We start from the raw sequence: 18,516 nt of genomic DNA on the forward strand, positions 1-18,516 counted from the left end.
GACGCGTGCCTCAGCCCTGCCCGTTTTCCGCCTGCATGACGCGCAGCCAGCGCATGAATGCTTTCAAGGGTGGCCTTTTCAACCCGGGGCGGGTCACCATGTGATAGCCGGTGCCGGGATAATAGCCATCCTCAAACAGCACCTGCAACGTGCCTGAGGCAATATCCGCCTCGATAAAGGCCTTGGCGGTGGCAGATATGCCGTCACCCCGGCGAAGCCCTTCCAGAACCATATAGCCCGGCAGATGGGTCACATTCAACTTGTTGGTCGGCACCACGCCCTGGCGTTCCAGCCAGATCGCCAGTTCATTGGTGCCGAACTCCTGCAGCCAGTGAAATTCCAGAATGTCCTCGGGACTGGCGATGACCTTGTCGCCAATCAGACAGCTGGCACCGACAACGGCAAAATTCGTCGGCAGGAGCAATTCAGACTCAAGCCCGGCCCAGTCCCCGTTGCCAAAGCGGATGGCCAGATCCACACCGCCCGGCTTCATGTCCACCACTTGAGCGGTCGGGTCCAGAACCAGCTCGATATCCGGGTTTTGTAGGCGGAAATCATTGATCCGCGGCATCAGCCAACTGACCGCAAAGGACGGGGTCATCGTGATGTGAAGCGGCCGTGACTTGTCCTCCTGCTGCAGCGTTTCGACCGCGTCCATGATGACCGAGAAACCGTCCCGGAGCCCCTTGAACAGGAGCTCCCCATCCGCCGTCAGCCCGACACCGCGCCCCTCCCGGACAACCAGCTCCTTTCCCAGGAATTTCTCAAGATTCCGGATCTGCTGACTGATGGCCGCATGGGTCACATTCAATTCCCGTCCAGCGGCTGACAGGCTGCGGCTTTCGGCCACAACGGCAAAGACTTTCAAACTGTTGACCGGAGGCAGCGAACGCCAATTCATATGTTACTTTTCCTTACAGACTGAAAATCTTCCTGACTCGCATCAACAGACACTATTCGCCATATTCCGCTTCATAGCAACGCATGGAGTGAAACGAGATGTTACATATTTATGCCAACAGCCTTCTGGAAGCCACACGCTCCTCCAAGTCTCATACCCCACCAGACATCCGTAAACGCGCGGCAGCCAATGCGCTTTACAAAGAACAGGCTGAACGTGTCTGGTGGCGACGCCCGTATTGGGTGTGAGCTGAAACTCTTTTCCCGCCCCGGCTGACAGCCACAGGCAAATGCCCTAGAACCATGATCAACATTATCAAATAAAGGCCCGGCTCTTCGCGCCGGGCCTTGGTCTGAAAAGGGAGCATCGTCATGGCAAAGGTTGCATTCATCGGTTTGGGCGTCATGGGGTATCCAATGGCCGGGCACCTCAAGACAAAGGGCGGTCATGACGTTACGGTCTATAACCGCACCGCTGCCAAGGCAGAACAATGGGCCAAGGAGTTTGGCGGAACGTTTGCCGCCACCCCCAAAGAAGCGGCCGAAGGCTGCGACTTTGTCTTTTCCTGTGTTGGCAATGATGATGACCTGCGCGCCGTCACCACCGGCGAAAACGGTGCCTTTCACGGCCTCAAGCAAGGGGCCATCTTTATCGACAACACAACGGCGTCCGCCGAAGTCGCCCGTGAGCTTTATGCGGCAGCCAGGCACAAAGGCTGCGGCTTTATTGACGCTCCTGTTTCCGGCGGTCAGGCCGGAGCTGAGAATGGTGTTCTGACAGTGATGTGCGGCGGCGATGCAGACCAGTTCGAGGCTGCCAGGCCCGTGATCGAGTGTTTTGCGAAATTCGCCGGTCTCATGGGGGAAAGCGGCGCCGGCCAGCTGACCAAGATGGTCAACCAGATCTGCATTGCCGGTCTTGTTCAGGGCCTGTCAGAGGCAATCCATTTTGCCGGAAAAGCCGATCTGGACATTGCCAAGGTCATCGCCGCCATCAGCGGCGGCGCCGCCCAGTCCTGGCAGATGGAAAACCGCTGGGAGACCATGCAGGCCGGTCAGTTCGACTTCGGCTTTGCCGTTGACTGGATGCGCAAGGATCTCGGGATCTGCCTGCAGACGGCCAACCAGACCGGCGCCCGTCTTCCGGTCACGGCTCTGGTGGATCAGTTCTATGCCGACGTGCAGGCTATGGGTGGCAGCCGCTGGGACACGTCCAGCCTGATCGCCCGGCTGAACACGGAAGAAAAGGCCTGAACATCAAATCGCAAGTTCAGCTGATTGCTCCTTAACGGAAGGCACCACCTCAAGCGCCCTCATTCCTTTTCAGGAAACGGCGTCCGGCGCTGCGATCGCGGCCTTGGTGACACTGACATCAAGGCCCGCCTCGGGTCTTCCGAAATAATACCCTTGCAGAAAATCAACCCCGAGGTCGCGCATCATGTCAGCCTGGTGGCCGGTCTCGACCCCTTCGGCGATCACCTTCAACCCGCTTTTTCGGGCGATCAGAACACTGCCCTCAATCACCGCCAGGCTGCTCTTGTCCATGTTCAAGACAAAGGACCGGTCGATCTTGAGAGCTGAAATCGGCAGGCGGTGAAGCCGTGACAGGGACGAATAGCCTGTGCCGAAGTCATCCACCTGGATCTCAACGCCCTGATCGGCCAGGGTCCGCAGAGAGGCGGTGATATCGGTAAGGTCATAGCTGTCCAGGGCAGTTTCCGTAACCTCTACCACCAGTTTGCCCGGATCAACTCCGTGTTTTTGAAGCGCCGTCAGCAGGGAGGGGGCAAACCGGTCGTCGACAAGCTGGCGTACCGAGACATTGATTGCGATCCGGCCACCAGACCGGCCATAGTCGGAAGCAGACAACTCCTTCAAGGCCTGTTCCAGAACAAATTCCCCAATCCGGACGATGCTGCCCGTGTCTTCGGCAATCGGCACGAATTCGTCCGGCCCGACCGGGCCAAGCAATGGATTCTTCCACCTGAGCAGAACCTCAAGCGATCCGGGCCGCAAGGTCCTTGCGTCCACAATCGGCTGGGCCACAATGTGGAATTCCTTTTCGGGCACCGCCTCTTTCAAGGCCTGGGCGATGCTCAGCAGACGTTCCTGCTTGGTTGCCAATTCGTCTGAATAGATGCGCGTCACGCCCCGGTGGCTGCGCTTGACCTCCCCCATCGCCAAATCGGCTGACTTGATGGAGGCCGTGACGGCTTCAACCGTGCGCGTGGACACAGACACGCCTGCACTGAAACTCACATGCAGCTCCCGGCCCTGAATCGAGATTGGTTGCTCGGTGTGTTTGCGCAGATCATCGGCCACCTCCCGCCCGGCAATCATGGCGGTGTCCGCCGACTGGGGCAGCAACACCACAAATTCGTCCCCGCCCCAGCGGCTGATCGCGGCACCGTCCGGTGCGCTGACGGAAAGGCGGCGGGCAACTTCTTTCAGCACCAGGTCTCCCGGTTCATGGCCAAGTGCATCATTGATCTGCTTGAACCGGTCCAGATCGATAAAGAGCACTGCCAGCCAGCCGGTTTCCGCTGCCCCACCGGCTGCTTTTTTTACCCAGCTCATCAGACCCGCCCGGTTGTACAATCCGGTCAGTGCATCATGATGCGCCAGGAACCGCAAGGAAGCCGTGCGCTCCTTCACCTGCTCTTCCAGATGCTCATTGAGACTGGCCAGGCTCGACTGCTCCCTGGCCAAATGCTTCAGCAAGGTGCCATTGACCGCCTGCAACTCTTCAAATTCGACCACCCGCTGGTGATTTGCGTTATGAAACAGCACATTCAAAAGAAGAAAGACAAAGCCTGCCGCACCCAGAACATAGTGGGGATCGGATTTCAGGATCAGGGCAAGGCTTGTGGGGATCAGCATAAAAACAAAATACAGCCTGGCGGGGCGTTTGAGCGGCGCCAGCGTGCCAGTGGCCCCGGTCGACAGACAGAATATCACCAGAACAATTGAAAACAGAAATTCTACCGGGATCCGGTTGGCCAGTCCGATGGTCAAGCACGACCATAAGCCTGCGGAAATCGCCAGAGAAGCTGAAATCTGTGCGCTCCAAAAATCGCTTTTTCTGGAATCAAGACGAACGGTTTTCCTGGCGCCCGCCGCGCAATAAAAATGCGCAGCGACACGAGCGATTGACACCAGGGTCAATGCACCAGCCCAAATGAACAGAAACGGCCGGATGGACTGGAACTGCCAGAGAACCGCGACGAGAACAAATCCGGATAAAGCAGATACTGCGATCGAAGCCAGATTGGAACGGAATGCCAGATCGTTCAGCCGCTGTTTCAGCGACCTCTGCTCATCATCCTGAGACACCCGCAATACCATCACCTCCGAAAGAATTTCTTCCCCAACGGGATTGACAACATGCTTAACGGACGCCACATCAAATTCAAGTTTCTTTTTATATTTAAATAATAACCGAGAACACTTTCAAAAACAAAAATATCAAAAAACTCTATCATTGGTTGAAACTATAATTGCCTGACCCTTAATTTTCCACTGAGTTTTATTGGCATTTCCTTCAATACAGTTTCGAATCGCACTTTTTATCTTCAAAAAAATACACTGTCCAAAACCACTCTGTTGGTCCAACTTGGAACGAACGAGCATGGTCAAAGATCAAATAGCGTCAGTTCTGCGCCGCGTCTTATGAACGCGATCAGACTTGCGCGGTTCTCACTCCAGAAGACAGTGGGAGATCAGGCACATCGTATCGTTTTGCCGAAGATCCAGAAGGCAGACTGAATAGCCCATGGATTTATAAGACGCCTTCTTCCCTCATTCTGTGCCAAAGAGGCCATACTGGGCACGGGCAACTTCAGTGACAATTTCAAACGGGATCCGGATTCCTCTTTTTTCCGTACTGCTGTTCCAGCTCACGCCTGCCTGGCCTCAGCGCCCACAGACCTGTCTTGTAAAAACAGGACAAAAATCTGGAGCAGAACAAGCACTGAAATTAAAGGAAACAGGCTGGAGAAGAGCATGGCCGCAGAGGTATCTATGGCCCAGATCACCCCCAGCAAGGCGGGTGCAATCCAGAGAACACTTGCCGAGAATTGCAGGGCCAGCGGCCAATGCGGAACTTCTTTCGCCACAAGAAGAAGAACAACGGAAAACAAAAGCCAGTCGTAGAACATGAAGGACGGTGCGGCGACCCCCATGGCCAGAAGCGAAACCGGCACCGCTCTGCTGCGCGGCAAGCGGCGGACACCTGCGATAAGAACCAAAGCCCCGAGACCGACCGCAACAAGCTGCGCGGTCATCTTCCCCGTTTCAGAAAATCCCCACTTGCCCATCGAACTGGCGAATGTCGACATGATCCCGAAATTCGCAGAAAACTGAAGGGCATGCGCGCCATGCTGGATGGAAGAAAAAAAGCTCTCCCAAACGCCCCACCCGTGGACCGCAACCGATAGCCCAAGGATCACGACCGTTCCCAAGGATGCGTAGAAAAAGCAACGCCAGTCTCGGTTCAAGATCAGAAACAAAGGCATGAGAAGGCCATATTGCGGCTTGATCGTCAAAAGCGTGAGAGCAAGTCCACTCAGCACCGGCTTGTCTCGGCTGTGAAGCAGAACGAACAGAAGCAACGCAACGGTCAGGGGGGACAACTGTAACAACTGGAAAGCATACATCGCCCCGGGAGAGGCGATCATGAAAATATACGGCCAAGCCCCAAGCCCCATGCGCACCATTTTGACCATGAACACGAAGCTTGCGAACAACACCGCCATACCGGTCAGTTTGGCGAACGGATAGCTGAGTACAGCCAAGGGCTCAAAGAACAGCAAAGCATGGGGCGGGTTCAGGAACAGCAGGTCTTTGTTGTCTTCAGAAAAGCCCCGGCCGAAGATTGCCGGGTCATAGGCTTCAGCGGCCCGGCCCGCATGGGCCAGCTCTCCGGCCCTGTAAAATGCAAGAAAGTCCTCCCGCTTGACCTGAGACGTATCCATTGGAAAGTGGAACAGGTCTCCCCAATTGCCCAAAAAGCAAGACAAGACAAAAAAAGCGCATGAAAAGATCAGCACGAAGACAAAGACGGGGCCTCCAAGCTTCTCGCTCAGGTCGCCCGTCTTCAGAGAGCTGGCAATCCAGCTTCTTCCCCTTTCGGCCCCTTTTGCAGCCGCCGAACGCAACGGGAATGCGGTGTTTTCCAAACCAACCCCATCAAGAAATCAAAATGCAGGAGCAAAAGCCTACCCTTCCGAGGTGAAATTGCGGTTAAACGGCCTGTTTCACACCCCGTACATCCTGACATTTGTACCGGAAACATCCAAGGTCTGCGCAGTTCCGTCGCCCTGAAGTCCTCAGCTGTCAGATCTGGATTTCTCTGTCGCGACATACGCCAGCGGCAAAGCAGTGGTGTTTTTGATCTGCTCCATGGCAAAGGTGGTCGAAACGTCTGAAATATCGATCTTTGCGATCAGCTTTTTGTAAAAGGCGTCATAGGCTTCAATGTCCGGAACGGCGACCCGCAGCAGATAGTCAACCTGTCCCGCCATGCGGTAAAACTCAACCACTTCAGGAAACTCCCGGATCACATCAGCAAATTTCTTGAGCCAGTCTTCGGAATGCTGATTGGTGGTGATCGCCACAAAGGCCGTCACTTTCGCATTCACTTTGGTTGGGTCCAGCAAAGCGACGCGACCCGTGATCACCCCGTCTTCTTCCATTTTCTGGATCCGCCGCCAGCAAGGGGTCGTCGACAGACCAACCCTGCGGCCGATCTCAGCCACGGGCACCGTGCAGTCTTCCTGCAGGATGGAGAGGATGCGGCGGTCAATCTTGTCAATCATGGTTCAGCTCCTGGCAGCGCCTGTCAATGTCGCCAGCGCTCACCCTAAATGGAAATCATTTCTAACTTTCCATATATTGGGCCAGAATTTTTTCGCAATCACCCCTCACATGGCTATTCTGAAGAAAATCATTCACACGTCCAGAGCGTTTGTCGTCAAACCAACTGCGCGACCATGGCTCTGAGAACCGGAAGCAGCTCCCGCTCAAACCAGGTGTTCTTCTTGAGCCAGGCATTGTTCCGCCAGGAGGGATGCGGCAGCGGGATTACCGGAGGGCCGGACGGTGCCGGCGGTTCGCTCAAACCCGTCTGCCCCAGATAGTCCTGCCAGTGCGCGACCGTGTCTGTCAGCGATGCCTTGCGCGCCGGCCCAAGGTGATAGGCTTGCGCATATTGACCAATCACCAGGATCAGTTCGAGCCCGGGCAGGTTTTGAAAGAGCTGGTCATGCCAAAGCGTCCGGCATTCCTTGCGCGGCGGCAGATCACCTCCTTTTGCATCCAGTCCCGGAAAACAGAAGCCCATGGGAATGATGGCAACCCGGGTTGCGTCATAAAAGACGGTTTCGTCTACTCCCATCCAGGCCCGGAGCCGGTCGCCGGACGGATCGGTAAAAGGTCTGCCGCTTGCGTGCACCCGTGTTCCAGGCGCCTGGCCGCAAATGCACAGCCGGGCCGTTGAGGAGACCTGAAGAACCGGACGGGGGGCATGGGGCAAAGGCACGCCTTGAGGCTGATCCACGCACTCCCGGCAGGCGCGAATGCGCTTTGCGAGTGTCTCCAGCCGGTCCGGGGCTGGCCGGTCAGGGGCTGAACTGTCTGAATCCGGTTTTTCTGACAAAGAGTTGCACCTTGAAACAACCACTTAACACATTCCTTACCACGTTCTTGAGGACGGCCTTAAGGAATGGTGAGTCAGTGTGAGGAAACACGCAATATCACAATAATGAAATCAAAACTGTGTGGGCGGGCAATGAAGTCGCATGCGTCACGAGTGAAGAGCACTGACACGCTCTCGATGGACAGGCAACGCGCCCTGAGGCGCCGTGAGATGGTACGCTCTGCTGCGCCCATCCGCAGCCGCCTGGGGGCCCCTGAGGCCCGTCAATCGACGTTTGAGCATGAACGCCAGCATCTTTTTGCCGATACCCGCATCAATGCGGCCTTCGCAGCACCACTCCTGGCGTTGATTGTTGCAGCCATTTCCTCCGTCTGGATCAGCCCCCAGTTGATGGGAGCCTGGTTCGTGGTGACGGTCTGCACCCACTTCCTGATGGTTGTCATCAGTCAGAATTATCAAAAGGCCCCAACCGAACAGAAGGTCAGGATCATCTGGTGGCGCCGCTTCATGATTGGCGACCTGATCTATGGCAGCAGCTGGGCCCTCTTTTTCTTTGCGCCGCAAACAAGCGGCACCGGCGACGGCTTTGTGATCTTTCACTTTGCCACTTTGTTGATCGTGATCGCCATGAACACGATGCAATCGGCCAATCTGCCCAAATGCCTTCTGGCCAGCACACTGCCCAGCACGCTTGTCGTCACCTTTATTTTTCTCCAGCAATCCAGCGCCATTCACTACACGCTGGCAGCCATGGCCATCGGTGCGCAGGGGTTCTTTCTGATCCTGGGCAACCAGCTTTTGAAAAACGCCAACACCATGCTGGAATACCGGGCAGAAAAGGATCACCTGATCGCTGAGTTGGAAACGGCCAATTCCATGTCCGATGAGGCCCGCCGCCGGGCAGAAGCCGCGAACCTGGCAAAGTCCCGCTTCCTGGCCACCATGAGCCATGAACTGCGGACCCCGCTCAACGCCATCCTCGGCTTCTCAGAGATTATGAAGGATGAGGTTCTGGGCCCGATGCACAACGAGAATTACCGCTCCTATGCGGAGGATATTCATGGCTCGGGCGAGCATCTCCTCAATCTGATCAACGAAATCCTGGATCTGTCGCGGATCGAAGCGGGCCGTCATGAGCTGCATGAAGAACCGGTCCACCTGGAAGACATCGTTGCCGAGTGCGGCACCATGATGAAGGTCCGGGCCACCGCCAAGGCGATCACCTTGCACCATGCCCACCAGTCCGACCTGCCGAAAGTCTGGGCAGATGAGCGCGCGCTGCGCCAGGTCATTTTGAACTTGCTGTCCAATGCGGTCAAATTCACCCCGGCGGGCGGGGATGTGCGGATCCATCTGGGGCCGACCTCCGATGGCGGCCAGTATGTTTCCATCCGGGACACAGGTCCGGGCATTCCTGATGAGGAAATTCCGACAGTTCTGGAAGCGTTCGGTCAGGGTTCGCATGCAATCAAAAGCGCAGAGCCCGGCACCGGCCTGGGTCTGTCCATCGTGCAGGCACTCGTCTCCATGCATGACGGCGCTTTTGCCATCAGGTCCACACTTGGGGAAGGCACTGAAGTGACCGTCAGTCTGCCGCCGTCGCGGAACATGAACTATTCAGACCCGGATCTCTCTGCCCAAGCAGTCAAAGGGCCGGTCGCCCAAAGCGCATAGGTCAGACTGTCCGGCCTTAGCGGGTCCCAAAACAAAGAGCCTTCAAGGGTCTTGGGCTTTTCAGGGGCCTCAGCCCTTTTCCGCAACCCCGGCATCCGCAAAGGTTGCCATGCCTGAATGGGTCTCGGCAGCAGCCTTGACGATCCCGGCGGCAATTGCCGCCCCCGTACCCTCGCCAAGGCGCATCCCAAGGTCAATCAAAGCGGTCTTGCCCATTTGTTGCAGCGCTTTTGCATGGGCCTGTTCTGCCGACACATGGGCAAACAGGCAGTGGTCCAGCCCCTCAGGGTCCATAGCATAGACCACGGCCGCAGCCGCGGTGGTCACGAAGCCATCGACAATTACCGGCACCCGTTGCAGCCGGGCAGCGATGATCAGACCGGCCATGGCCGCGATCTCGCGGCCACCCACCTTGCGCAGGATTTCCAGCGGATCCTTCTCTGTGCCAAGCCGTGCGACTGCCTTTTCAATGGCCGCCGTCTTGCGGGCAAGCCCGTCTTCATCCACTCCGGTGCCACGCCCCGCCCAGTCTCCCGCCGCGCCGCCAAACAGGGCGTTCAGGACAGCAGCTGCGACCGTGGTGTTGCCGATGCCCATTTCTCCAAGGCAGATCAGATCAATGCCGCCGGCCAGCGCCTCCATGCCATAGGCCATGGTCGCCGCACAATTGGCCTCGTCCATGGCGTCTTCTGACGTGATACTGGGGGTCGGCAGATCCACAGCCAGATCGAACACTTTCAAACCGATATCATAGGCCCGGCACACCTGATTGATGGCAGCGCCGCCCGCTGCAAAGTTCTCGACCATCTGCTTGTTGACCTCTGGCGGGAACGCGGACACGCCTTCATCGGCAACCCCATGGGCGGTCGCAAAAATTGCGACCAGAGGCCGGGTCACTTTCGGTGGCGCCTTGCCGGACCAGGCCGCCAGCCATTCGGCAATCTCTTCCAGCTTGCCAAGGGATCCGGCCGGTTTGGTCAGCTGACAGTCCCGTTCTCTCACTTTCGCGGCCGCGTCTTCATCCGGTCCCGGCATGGATTTCACCAGATTGCGGATATCGTCAAAGGGAAGCGCGGTTTCTGAGAGGGACATGCTGGTTTTCCGGTCATTCGGCAGGTCTTCGACCCGGCACTTGGTCCTGTTAAAGGCCTGATCTATAACGGCGGCCTGCGAAAAGACAAGCACAGGACCGGATTTATGAGCCGCGAAACCGAGCAACCCCCAGATTACCGGCCGCAGGAGCGCTCTCGCTCTCTTTCGGCCCACCTCCCCCGGCTCAAGAAGTCTTTGTCTTGCCTGGCAGCTGACACAGCGGCCTGTATCCGTTTCTTGTCCAGACTCCCAATTGCCAGGGTCAACAACGCTGACACGCCCGCCGCACCGCCCGACTTTTCCCGGATTGCCCGTGCGGCTCCGCTGGCAGGGGCCGCGATTGCCCTGCCCGCTGCCGCCCTTGGCACGATGCTCGGGTATACGGCCCTTCCCGCGCTTGCCGCGGCAGCTCTGACCGCCGCCGTCCTCAGCGCGGCAACCGGTGCACTTCACGAGGACGGGCTGAGCGATGTTGCGGATGGTTTTTTTGGCGGTGCAACCCGCGAAAAACGGCTGGAGATCATGAAAGACAGCCGCATTGGGGCCTTTGGTGCGCTGGCCCTGTCTCTTAGCGTTGTTTTACGGGTCTCATTGCTTGCAGCGCTCTGGCACCGGTTCAGTCCGGCGGATGCCGCGCTTCTGTTCCTTGCCGCAGAAGCGGTGAGCCGCTGTCTGATGGTCTGGCAATGGCAGCAGCGCCAGCTTGCAAGCCCTGATGGACTGGCCGCCCGCTTCGGCAAACCGAATGCCCGAGTGGCTGGACACGCCGCGCTCCTGACGCTGCCGTTTCTTCTTCCAGCCTGGCTGCTCCTGCCCCTGCCCGCCCTGTTTCTGGCGCTTTTCATCGCAACCACAGCAGCTTATGCGATCGGCTCCCTTGGACGCGTCAAAATCGGCGGGGTCACGGGCGATGTTCTCGGTGCCATCCAACAGATTTCTGGGCTTGGATTCCTGACCGGGATGCTTATGGTGCCCTGACACGGGTAGATGCGGGCACACTTCATGACAACGCAGTTTTCCATGACTTCAGCATCGGCAATGGCCCGGATCGTCCACCCGGCAGTGTTGATTGTCCTGTTTTTCTGCCTGGCGTCCTGCGGCAGCCGTCCGGAAGCCGGCGCACTGGCGTTGACAAATGTGCCCGCCCCCGGCGCAAAGACCCACGACATTCTGGTGGTCACCACCCGGGCGCGGGACGCCCGCCCGGACACCTATTTCAATGGCGAGCGGTCCGAACAAATCAGCTACGCCTATGCGGATATCTCCGTCCCTCCGAGCCATAAGGCAAGTGAGATCGAGTGGCCAAAATCCTTGCCCGGAAATCCGGAAACGGACTTTGTGGCCAGAAGTGCGGGCTATCTCGAAACCCAAACGGCCTTCAAGGCACAACTCAACAGCCGCCTGTCAAAGCTGCCGAAAGGCAAGCGGGAAGTGTTCCTGTTCATCCACGGCTACAACACCCTGTTTCCGGAAGCTCTTTACCGGTTTGTCCAGGTGGCTCATGACGGTGATATCGAGGCTGTGCCGGTGCTGTTCACCTGGGCATCGCGTGGCAAGGTTCAGGACTATATCTACGACCTCAACAGTGCGGCAATTGCGCGGCAGGCTCTGGCCCAGACCCTTGAGCTGATTGCCCATTCCAAGGCGGAGAAGGTCACCATCATGGCCCACTCCATGGGCAATTGGCTGCTGATGGAAACTGCGGCGCAATCGTCCCCTGCAAAACGCAAGGATCTGGCCCGCAAGATAGATGTTGTCATTCTGGCCGCACCGGACATCGATATTGACCTCTTCAAGGCGCAGCTTAAAAAAATTGGCCGCATGCGGAATCCATATGTCGTGGTCGTGTCCCGGGATGACCGGGCCTTGCGCCTTTCCCGGGCCATTGCCGGGGGCAAGGAACGGGTCGGGGCCTATTCCAATGACAAGGAACTGGCAGAACTTGGGGCCATCGTGATCGATGTGACCGACCTCGATTCCCTTGATGCCTCCAACCATTCCAAGTTTGCCCAACTGGCCCAGCTCAGTCCAAAGTTCCGGCAAACCCTTGGCCAGTCCGGTCTGCGGTCAACGTCAGATGCGGCGAGAGGGGCGAAACTCGGGGACAGTCTCGGAAGCTTTGTCGGCAATACGGTCGCCCTGCCGATCAACATCATCACGGCGCCGTTTCATGCAGGCGGCGGCTGACGTCTGCGGGTCAGGCGGTGCCGTGTGCCGCACTACGCACTTTGAAAAGCCACAAATTAAAGCCATATCCGCCCTTATGCAGTCCCCTTGTACAAAAGTATGTCAGATCGACCGGGAAAGCAGCCTGTGCATCGGCTGCTTCAGGACCTTGGAAGAGATTGCCGGCTGGGCGTCCTATAGCGCCACGGACCGGACCCGCATCCTGTCCGAGTTGCCTCTGCGCCGCCTGAACGCCGCCGCAAAGGAGGCCTCGTGATGGGTGGACCAAGCCAGATCCGGGGGCTGGTCCTGGCCGCCCTCGTGATCCTCATGGGGGGCATGGCGTTCTATTACTTCTTTGGCAATCCTACAGATCCGGACAATATCCATTTTGACGATTCCGGCCCCCGGGTTGTCGCCCTGTCCGCCATTGCCTTTGTTTTTATTGCAAGCTTTGTGTTCGGGCAACCGAAGGTCCGGGATATCCTGCAGGGCACCGTGTTCTGGGGCGGCCTGTGCGCGCTGCTGGTGACCGGCTACACCTTCCGGACCGATCTGGTTCAAGCAGGCTACCGGGTTCTGGGCGCGCTCGCTCCGGGCATGGCGGTCTCGCAGCCGGATGGCTCGATCCTGATTGTCCGCGATGCCAGCGGGCATTTTGTGCTTGATGCCAGGGTCAACGGGGCAAACACACACTTTCTGCTCGACACAGGCGCCAGCGCCGTTGTCCTGACAGCGGAAGATGCCAGACGTGCCGGATTTCACCCGAATGATCTGTCGTTCACAGCGCCGGTCTCCACCGCAAATGGCCGCACCATGGTCGCGCCGGTACGCATTGACGAAATCAGCGTGGGCTCTCACACCCTTCACGATATTCGCGGCTTTGTCGCCCGCCCAGGATCTCTTGAGGGCAGCCTTTTTGGCCTCACCGCCCTCGACCAGTTGAAGAGCTGGCGCATAGAAGGCGACAAGCTTTTCATGACCCCTTGAACGGGCATGATATGATCTGGAACACATCGCGCTTGATGGGATTTGTCTTTCCCGGTCTGACATCAAAGATGCCGACGCAAAGGAAAAAACGGTCAAAACACCACTGAATGCGCCACGCTCTCTGCTGTGAATACAATTCTTTACTGCATTTCTCTAAACCTGAACCTTAAGCAGAAAAAATCCGGTTTCACAAAGTCCAAACAAGGCAAGCTTTCTGTCGTTTGGCTTGCCGGTCAACCCAAGCAAGGCAGCCGGCACGGCCAAAATTTTCACGGCATCAGACCGGTTGCATGTTGCAGGCGGTCATAATACCTAGCGCGATTGATAGAAACTCATCTAACCGGTTTGGTGCTCTTTCGGGCAAGCGCTGCCTACTCGGCTGCGGCCATGTCCGCTCCAGCGGGGCTGACTGCAGCCAGGGCCCGGTCGACCACCTCAAGCCCTGCACCGGGCTTGATGGCGTCCACGGTGAGTATCCGCCGCCAGGACCGCGCTCCGGGGCGGCCATGAAAGAGCCCCAGCATGTGGCGGGTCATATGCGCCAGTTTGACGCCTTTCGACAGCTGGGCTTCCAGATAGGCCATATGGGCGCGGACCGCCTGCCAGGGTGAGACATCTCCTGCCCCGCTCCCATAAAGCCGCCGGTCCACCTCTCCAAGCATCTGGGGCGTGTGATAGGCCGCACGGCCGATCATCAGCCCGTCGAGCGTCTCCAGAAAGGGCTCGGCCTGATCCAGGCTCTGCAGCCCGCCATTCAGACCGATGAACCGGTCCGGCCAGCGCTGTTTCAGCCGCAGCACCCGGTCATAATCAAGCGGCGGAATGTCCCGGTTTTCCTTCGGGCTCAGCCCCTTCAACCAGGCCTTACGCGCATGCACCCAAAGCGCATCCGCGCCAGCGGCAAAGACAGCTTCGGCCATCCGGTCAAGCGCTTCTTCCGGGTCCTGATCATCGACACCGATCCGGCATTTGACGGTCACAGGACTGTCCACGGCCGCCTTCATGGCCCCAACACAAGCGGCCACAAGGTCCGGCTCCTGCATCAGGCAGGCGCCGAAGCGGCCGGACTGGACCCGGTCAGACGGGCAGCCGACATTGATATTGACCTCGTCATAGCCATAATCCGCCACGATCTGCGCCGCCGCTGCCATCTCCTGCGGGTCCGACCCGCCCAGCTGGCAGGCAATCGGATGTTCCTGGGGCGAAAAGCCGAGCAGATGGTCCCTGTCGCCGTGAATAACCGCGCCCGTGGTCACCATTTCCGTATAGAGCAGCGCATGGCGCGACAATTGCCGGTGAAATGCCCGGCAATGGCGGTCCGTCCACTCCATCATCGGCGCGACGGAAAATATCTTATTATTTTCAAACATTTACAAGAACTTCACAAACCTCATCGAGATTGGACGGACTGACGCTGCCAGTTGATGTAATATGTGAAGCATTTGGCTCGATTTTTCAAAGTGTAACTGCCTATACCGCTCAAGGCCTCGTTTAATCTGCTCTACCCGTGATCAGCCTGGCTTGAGCGGTCCAATTTGATTGTTAGTGCAGGGCCGACGGTTGGTCCATCGGGACGTTGGTTTCCAGTGCCGGTGGGCAGCAGCCCAATGCGCTTAGCGGACATTTGGTGTTGTCGTGTTTCCTCCATTTTTCGATCAGGATTTGTGCTTCCTTCAGGCTACAGAAGATCTCGCCGTCCAGCAGTTCATCCCGGAACCGGGTATTGAGGCTCTCGCAGTATCCGTTCTTCCAAGGTAAGCGTGGCTCAGTGTAGGCTATTTTTGCACCGACGGCCTTGATCCAGTCCTGGACAGGCACAGCCACGAACTTAGGGCCATAGCACGGCGGGAATATACGCTGTTGATAGGTTATGGCCTCCAGCGCAGCCCTGCACATAGTGCAGCGGATGGCCATAACCGGTCACAGGTCTCAACAGTGGTTTTGCACAAACCACACCGCTGAGGAGACCATCGTCCAGATGGACCGCGGCCCAGTCATGCACAAACAATCAAATCGTATCACCCACGTGTGGCAGGTCAGCATCGCAGTCGACAACAAAGATGCTTAAAATGCCTTCAACCTGTCCGGAAGGGAGGTTGCACCAGCGAACCACAAAACACGAAGGCTGATGGCCGGTTACGCTAGGTTACATTGAGATTTTCAAAAGCCCGAAGCTTATACGCGCCTGGATCGAAACGTTGTGTTCCTTCGAATTCGAACAGAACCAGAAAACGTCCGGAAAATGCTAAGCGTTTCCAGGCAATTCACTAAAGAATTTTATAGAGGGTTTCATCCTGCTTGAAGACGTGATGCATCAAAACGGCGCCGACATGCAATGCAAGCAAGCCTAAAAGAATCCACCCGGACCACGTGTGGATAGCCGAGAGGGTCCATGCGATATCCGGGCTCTTTCCAATCGGGCTCCAGACGGAAACAAGACCAAACCATTTAAGAGGGAAGCCGTGCGCATTCGTGGCCAGGAATCCGCTGACAGGCTGTATGATCAAGAACACGTAAAGAAGCCCGTGCACTGTATGAGCGGCTATCGTTTCAAGTCTTGGTCCGTCCGCTTGAGGGCTGCGTGTCAGGATCTTGTTGCCGACACGTATCAGCATCAACCAGATCACGAGAAAGCCGAATCCCTCATGCAATGCATAAAAGATCGGTTGAGAGTCGCCTTTGACAAGATGGATCACAAAGCCGAGCGGCCATGTTGCAAGGACGAGTGCGGCGATCGCCCAATGAAGAATGCGTGACGTCGCCGGATAACGTTCAACGCGGATCATCGTCTGGACGGGACTTGCCACGCTGGCCGGCGGATTTGTTTCTATAGAATTGCGCATATTGGATTCCGTTGGTTAGACGTAGTCGCTGCCGGGCTCGACCTTTGATCCCTTGGCAGTCTCGGCCATATGCGTCGCCGCCTCATACTCAAAAATGCGTCGCCGCCTCATACTCAAAAACACGAGCGATCCCGGCTTGAGGGAAAGCCGACGTGGCGCGGCAGAAAATCATGGCAGATGATCTGAAAAATGCAGCTTCAACAGCACATCTTTCAGACCAGTTCGTTTTAATGAAATGGCTTGGAGCCAGATCCAGACGTCACCTACCCTTTGTCAACCGAACACCATGGCGCGGCGGAGTGTTTGCAAGTTTTTTAATCGGACTGCCGGCAAAGCGAACACCCTTGCGCTTCGCGGCCATTTCCTCGCGCTTCGCGGCCATTTCCTCCATTTCCTTGCGCTTCGCGGCCATTTTCTCACCCTTCTTCTTTGCATAGCGCTTGTGAACAGCTTCAAAGACCTCGGACTTGAAGAACTTGTCGGTGATGGTCTTTTCGATGTCCTTGGCAACAGCCTCGCGGGCATCTTCATAGATCTTCTTCCAGTCCTTGTCTTTCCACTCACCCAACGTGGCCAGTGTGTCCGCCTTTTGACGAACACTGGAAGGAATTGCCGAAATTTTCTTCTTCGGTTTGGGCGAGAAATAGATTTCAAACTGAGACTTTGGATCGACCTTGCCGGTGTCCTTAAGGAAATCCATGCCCAGCTTTTGGCCCTTTGCCGATGCAAAGGCGCAATAGGCCTTGCAGAAAGTGTCCTTCTTATTCGTCACGATTTTGAGGACGCTTGTCCGATACTTAACGCCGTCGATTTCCTTCGCCATAAATCATCTCCTACGATGCGGTAAATCAGAGGCCAGACAATCAAACGGATCGATCTGCCCGACTGGCCTTTCCTGTTCTTTAGTGCCCGCACACTTGAGAAAGGTTCATTGAAACGGCTAAAAAGGCGAAAGAGGCCTGCGCTTATGACAAACCCGCCAGGCGGCGGGTTTGTCTTGTTTCGAATTGCAGAACCTAGACTTCGTCCGGAACCTCGGAAAGCTTCAATGGCTTCTTCAAAGGTTGCTTCTCGGCTCTCTTGCGCATGGCATGCAGGATCGCCTCTGCCAGATAGAGATCATTCTTGATCTTGACCTTGGTCTTCTTTGACCGACGGGAGAGAATGTCCCGGCAGTTGGCGCGCGCCTTGTCCGGATTCTGGATCGCTTTACGGGCAGCCAATTTGATCGCATCGATCTCTTCCTCATCGATCTCATAGACCTCGCAGAATTGATCCCACTTCACCAGTTTGATCAGCCGGGCATCCAGTGGCTGTCCATTGGCCGTCACAGGTTCAACCGTCTCGCCCGCAGCACGAGCATCAGACCGCTCCTTCACCTCCGACATGAGCTTCGGCTTTGCCTTTCCATGGGCAAGTTTAAGGATATCCGCAGCAGACATCTTCGGAACTTCACCATTGGACTTCTGCATGAGTTTTGAAAGGGCAACGGCACGCGCCTGCGCCGCCTTGAGCTCTCCTTCAACAATCAATCTTGTGGTCGCTCTGATTTCATCGGCAACATAACGTGCCGGATGAGCGCCATCTGGCCACAGGTTGTCGGAATTGCGATCCTGTTCCCGTTCGCGATCAATGCGATCAAGGGTGAACCTGTCGTATTCTCCATCGGAATTATCGGCATCAGCGCCACCCGGTGTACCGCCTTCAGGATCGCGATCAGGGCCCTTGTCATTACCCTTTCGGGCCGCATCCGCTTCTCTCAGATCCTCCCCGAGCGCCGCCCGCAATTCCCGCAAGATCATTTCGGTAACTTCCCTGACCTCGTCTTGGAAAATCGTACGTAAATGCGTTTCCTCGGGCATTCCACCCAAAAGCGCCTCTGCAAGCTCCCGTGCACGCGCTGTTGCCGTATCTTTGTCTCCTTCCATCAAGGCATTGCGAACGTCACGCATTAGATTCGGAACGACCGGGTTGCCTTGCAGGTGCCGTGCATTCTTGATCAGCCGTGCCAACTCGGATCTGCCGGCATTGGGCCCTGGCGGAGGAGGCGGCGGGTTTTGGGCCGGATTTTGAGGTTGCGCATCTCGCGGACCAGCATTTGCCTGTTGATTGGCACCTGCCTGCTGGTCGGCACCCCCAATATCGCGGTCCAGCCACTCATCCAGCTCAGCAGAGATATTGCTGTCACCGCCATCG

At 57.0% G+C, this 18,516-nt stretch carries 17 protein-coding genes and 1 pseudogene; 7 read left to right on the forward strand and 11 right to left on the reverse strand.

The genetic code is table 11. The features are described 5' to 3' along the window. Nucleotides 1-10 precede the first annotated feature (10 nt). The gene (locus tag ACXAIC_RS19720; RefSeq protein ID WP_475184168.1) at nt 11-901 is read right to left on the reverse strand and encodes a LysR family transcriptional regulator; all 891 of its coding nucleotides are present in this window, start codon (nt 899-901) and stop codon (nt 11-13) included. A 371-nt stretch (nt 902-1,272) separates the two neighbouring features. Here ACXAIC_RS19720 and ACXAIC_RS19725 point away from each other — a divergent pair, with 371 nt between their 5' ends. After that, the gene (locus tag ACXAIC_RS19725) at nt 1,273-2,154 is read left to right on the forward strand and encodes an NAD(P)-dependent oxidoreductase (RefSeq protein WP_475184169.1); all 882 of its coding nucleotides are present in this window, start codon (nt 1,273-1,275) and stop codon (nt 2,152-2,154) included. 69 nt (nt 2,155-2,223) lie between these two features. Here the strand turns inward: ACXAIC_RS19725 and ACXAIC_RS19730 are convergent, their stop codons facing one another. Together ACXAIC_RS19730 and ACXAIC_RS19735 are read right to left on the reverse strand one after the other, a co-directional pair. Then, nucleotides 2,224-3,915, reverse strand: a complete 1,692-nt coding sequence (locus ACXAIC_RS19730) for a putative bifunctional diguanylate cyclase/phosphodiesterase (protein WP_475184171.1) — start codon at nt 3,913-3,915, stop codon at nt 2,224-2,226. An 881-nt stretch (nt 3,916-4,796) separates the two neighbouring features. Then, the gene (locus ACXAIC_RS19735; RefSeq protein ID WP_475184173.1) at nt 4,797-5,873 is read right to left on the reverse strand and encodes a glycosyltransferase family 87 protein; all 1,077 of its coding nucleotides are present in this window, start codon (nt 5,871-5,873) and stop codon (nt 4,797-4,799) included. 25 nt (nt 5,874-5,898) lie between these two features. Here ACXAIC_RS19735 and ACXAIC_RS19740 point away from each other — a divergent pair, with 25 nt between their 5' ends. Then, the gene (locus tag ACXAIC_RS19740; protein ID WP_475184174.1) at nt 5,899-6,222 is read left to right on the forward strand and encodes a hypothetical protein; all 324 of its coding nucleotides are present in this window, start codon (nt 5,899-5,901) and stop codon (nt 6,220-6,222) included. Nucleotides 6,223-6,227: 5 nt separating this feature from the next. On the opposite strand, the gene ACXAIC_RS19745 is transcribed toward ACXAIC_RS19740, so the two are convergent. Both ACXAIC_RS19745 and ACXAIC_RS19750 read right to left on the reverse strand, forming a co-directional pair. Continuing rightward, nucleotides 6,228-6,713, reverse strand: coding sequence for an Lrp/AsnC family transcriptional regulator (locus ACXAIC_RS19745; RefSeq protein WP_475184202.1), 486 nt, complete (start codon nt 6,711-6,713; stop codon nt 6,228-6,230). Between the two features lie 158 nt (nt 6,714-6,871). Beyond that, complete coding sequence (locus ACXAIC_RS19750) at nt 6,872-7,555, reverse strand: uracil-DNA glycosylase family protein (RefSeq protein WP_475184176.1); 684 nt, start codon at nt 7,553-7,555, stop codon at nt 6,872-6,874. A 210-nt stretch (nt 7,556-7,765) separates the two neighbouring features. Here ACXAIC_RS19750 and ACXAIC_RS19755 point away from each other — a divergent pair, with 210 nt between their 5' ends. Next, nucleotides 7,766-9,229 (forward strand): sensor histidine kinase, encoded by a 1,464-nt coding sequence (locus ACXAIC_RS19755; RefSeq protein ID WP_475184178.1) that lies wholly within the window; start codon nt 7,766-7,768, stop codon nt 9,227-9,229. A gap of 69 nt (nt 9,230-9,298) precedes the next feature. On the opposite strand, the gene cobT is transcribed toward ACXAIC_RS19755, so the two are convergent. After that, nucleotides 9,299-10,321, reverse strand: coding sequence for a nicotinate-nucleotide--dimethylbenzimidazole phosphoribosyltransferase (gene cobT / locus ACXAIC_RS19760; protein WP_475184180.1), 1,023 nt, complete (start codon nt 10,319-10,321; stop codon nt 9,299-9,301). Nucleotides 10,322-10,558: 237 nt separating this feature from the next. Between cobT and ACXAIC_RS19765 the strand changes: the two genes are divergently transcribed. From ACXAIC_RS19765 to ACXAIC_RS19780, 4 genes are all read left to right on the forward strand, one after another. Continuing rightward, on the forward strand, nt 10,559-11,299 hold the full coding sequence (locus tag ACXAIC_RS19765) for an adenosylcobinamide-GDP ribazoletransferase (protein ID WP_475184182.1): 741 nt from the start codon (nt 10,559-10,561) through the stop codon (nt 11,297-11,299). 24 nt (nt 11,300-11,323) lie between these two features. Continuing rightward, nucleotides 11,324-12,508 carry an alpha/beta hydrolase gene (locus ACXAIC_RS19770; RefSeq protein WP_475184184.1) on the forward strand — a complete coding sequence of 395 codons (1,185 nt, stop codon included), beginning with the start codon at nt 11,324-11,326 and terminating at the stop codon, nt 12,506-12,508. A gap of 76 nt (nt 12,509-12,584) precedes the next feature. Next, nucleotides 12,585-12,764 carry a DUF1289 domain-containing protein gene (locus ACXAIC_RS19775; protein WP_475184187.1) on the forward strand — a complete coding sequence of 60 codons (180 nt, stop codon included), beginning with the start codon at nt 12,585-12,587 and terminating at the stop codon, nt 12,762-12,764. After that, nucleotides 12,764-13,477: a retropepsin-like aspartic protease family protein gene (locus tag ACXAIC_RS19780; RefSeq protein ID WP_475184190.1), complete on the forward strand. Its 714-nt coding sequence runs from the start codon at nt 12,764-12,766 to the stop codon at nt 13,475-13,477. Before ACXAIC_RS19775 ends, ACXAIC_RS19780 begins: the two co-directional genes overlap by 1 nt. 371 nt (nt 13,478-13,848) lie before the next feature. On the opposite strand, the gene dusA is transcribed toward ACXAIC_RS19780, so the two are convergent. From dusA to ACXAIC_RS19805, 5 genes and pseudogenes are all read right to left on the reverse strand, one after another. After that, entirely contained in the window at nt 13,849-14,847 is a 999-nt protein-coding gene (dusA, locus tag ACXAIC_RS19785) for a tRNA dihydrouridine(20/20a) synthase DusA (RefSeq protein WP_475184192.1), read from the reverse strand. Nucleotides 14,848-15,019: 172 nt separating this feature from the next. Continuing rightward, nucleotides 15,020-15,313: pseudogene (locus ACXAIC_RS19790) on the reverse strand (integrase core domain-containing protein); the annotation flags it as partial. Nucleotides 15,314-15,744: 431 nt separating this feature from the next. After that, nucleotides 15,745-16,320, reverse strand: a complete 576-nt coding sequence (locus tag ACXAIC_RS19795; RefSeq protein ID WP_475184195.1) for a cytochrome b — start codon at nt 16,318-16,320, stop codon at nt 15,745-15,747. A gap of 259 nt (nt 16,321-16,579) precedes the next feature. Next, nucleotides 16,580-17,143, reverse strand: a complete 564-nt coding sequence (locus tag ACXAIC_RS19800) for a hypothetical protein (protein WP_475184196.1) — start codon at nt 17,141-17,143, stop codon at nt 16,580-16,582. Between the two features lie 193 nt (nt 17,144-17,336). Beyond that, the coding region (locus ACXAIC_RS19805; protein WP_475184198.1) for a hypothetical protein at nt 17,337-18,516 on the reverse strand (1,180 nt) is incomplete at its 5' end.

It is taken from the genome of Roseibium sp. AWQ4_254, from assembly GCF_056161025.1.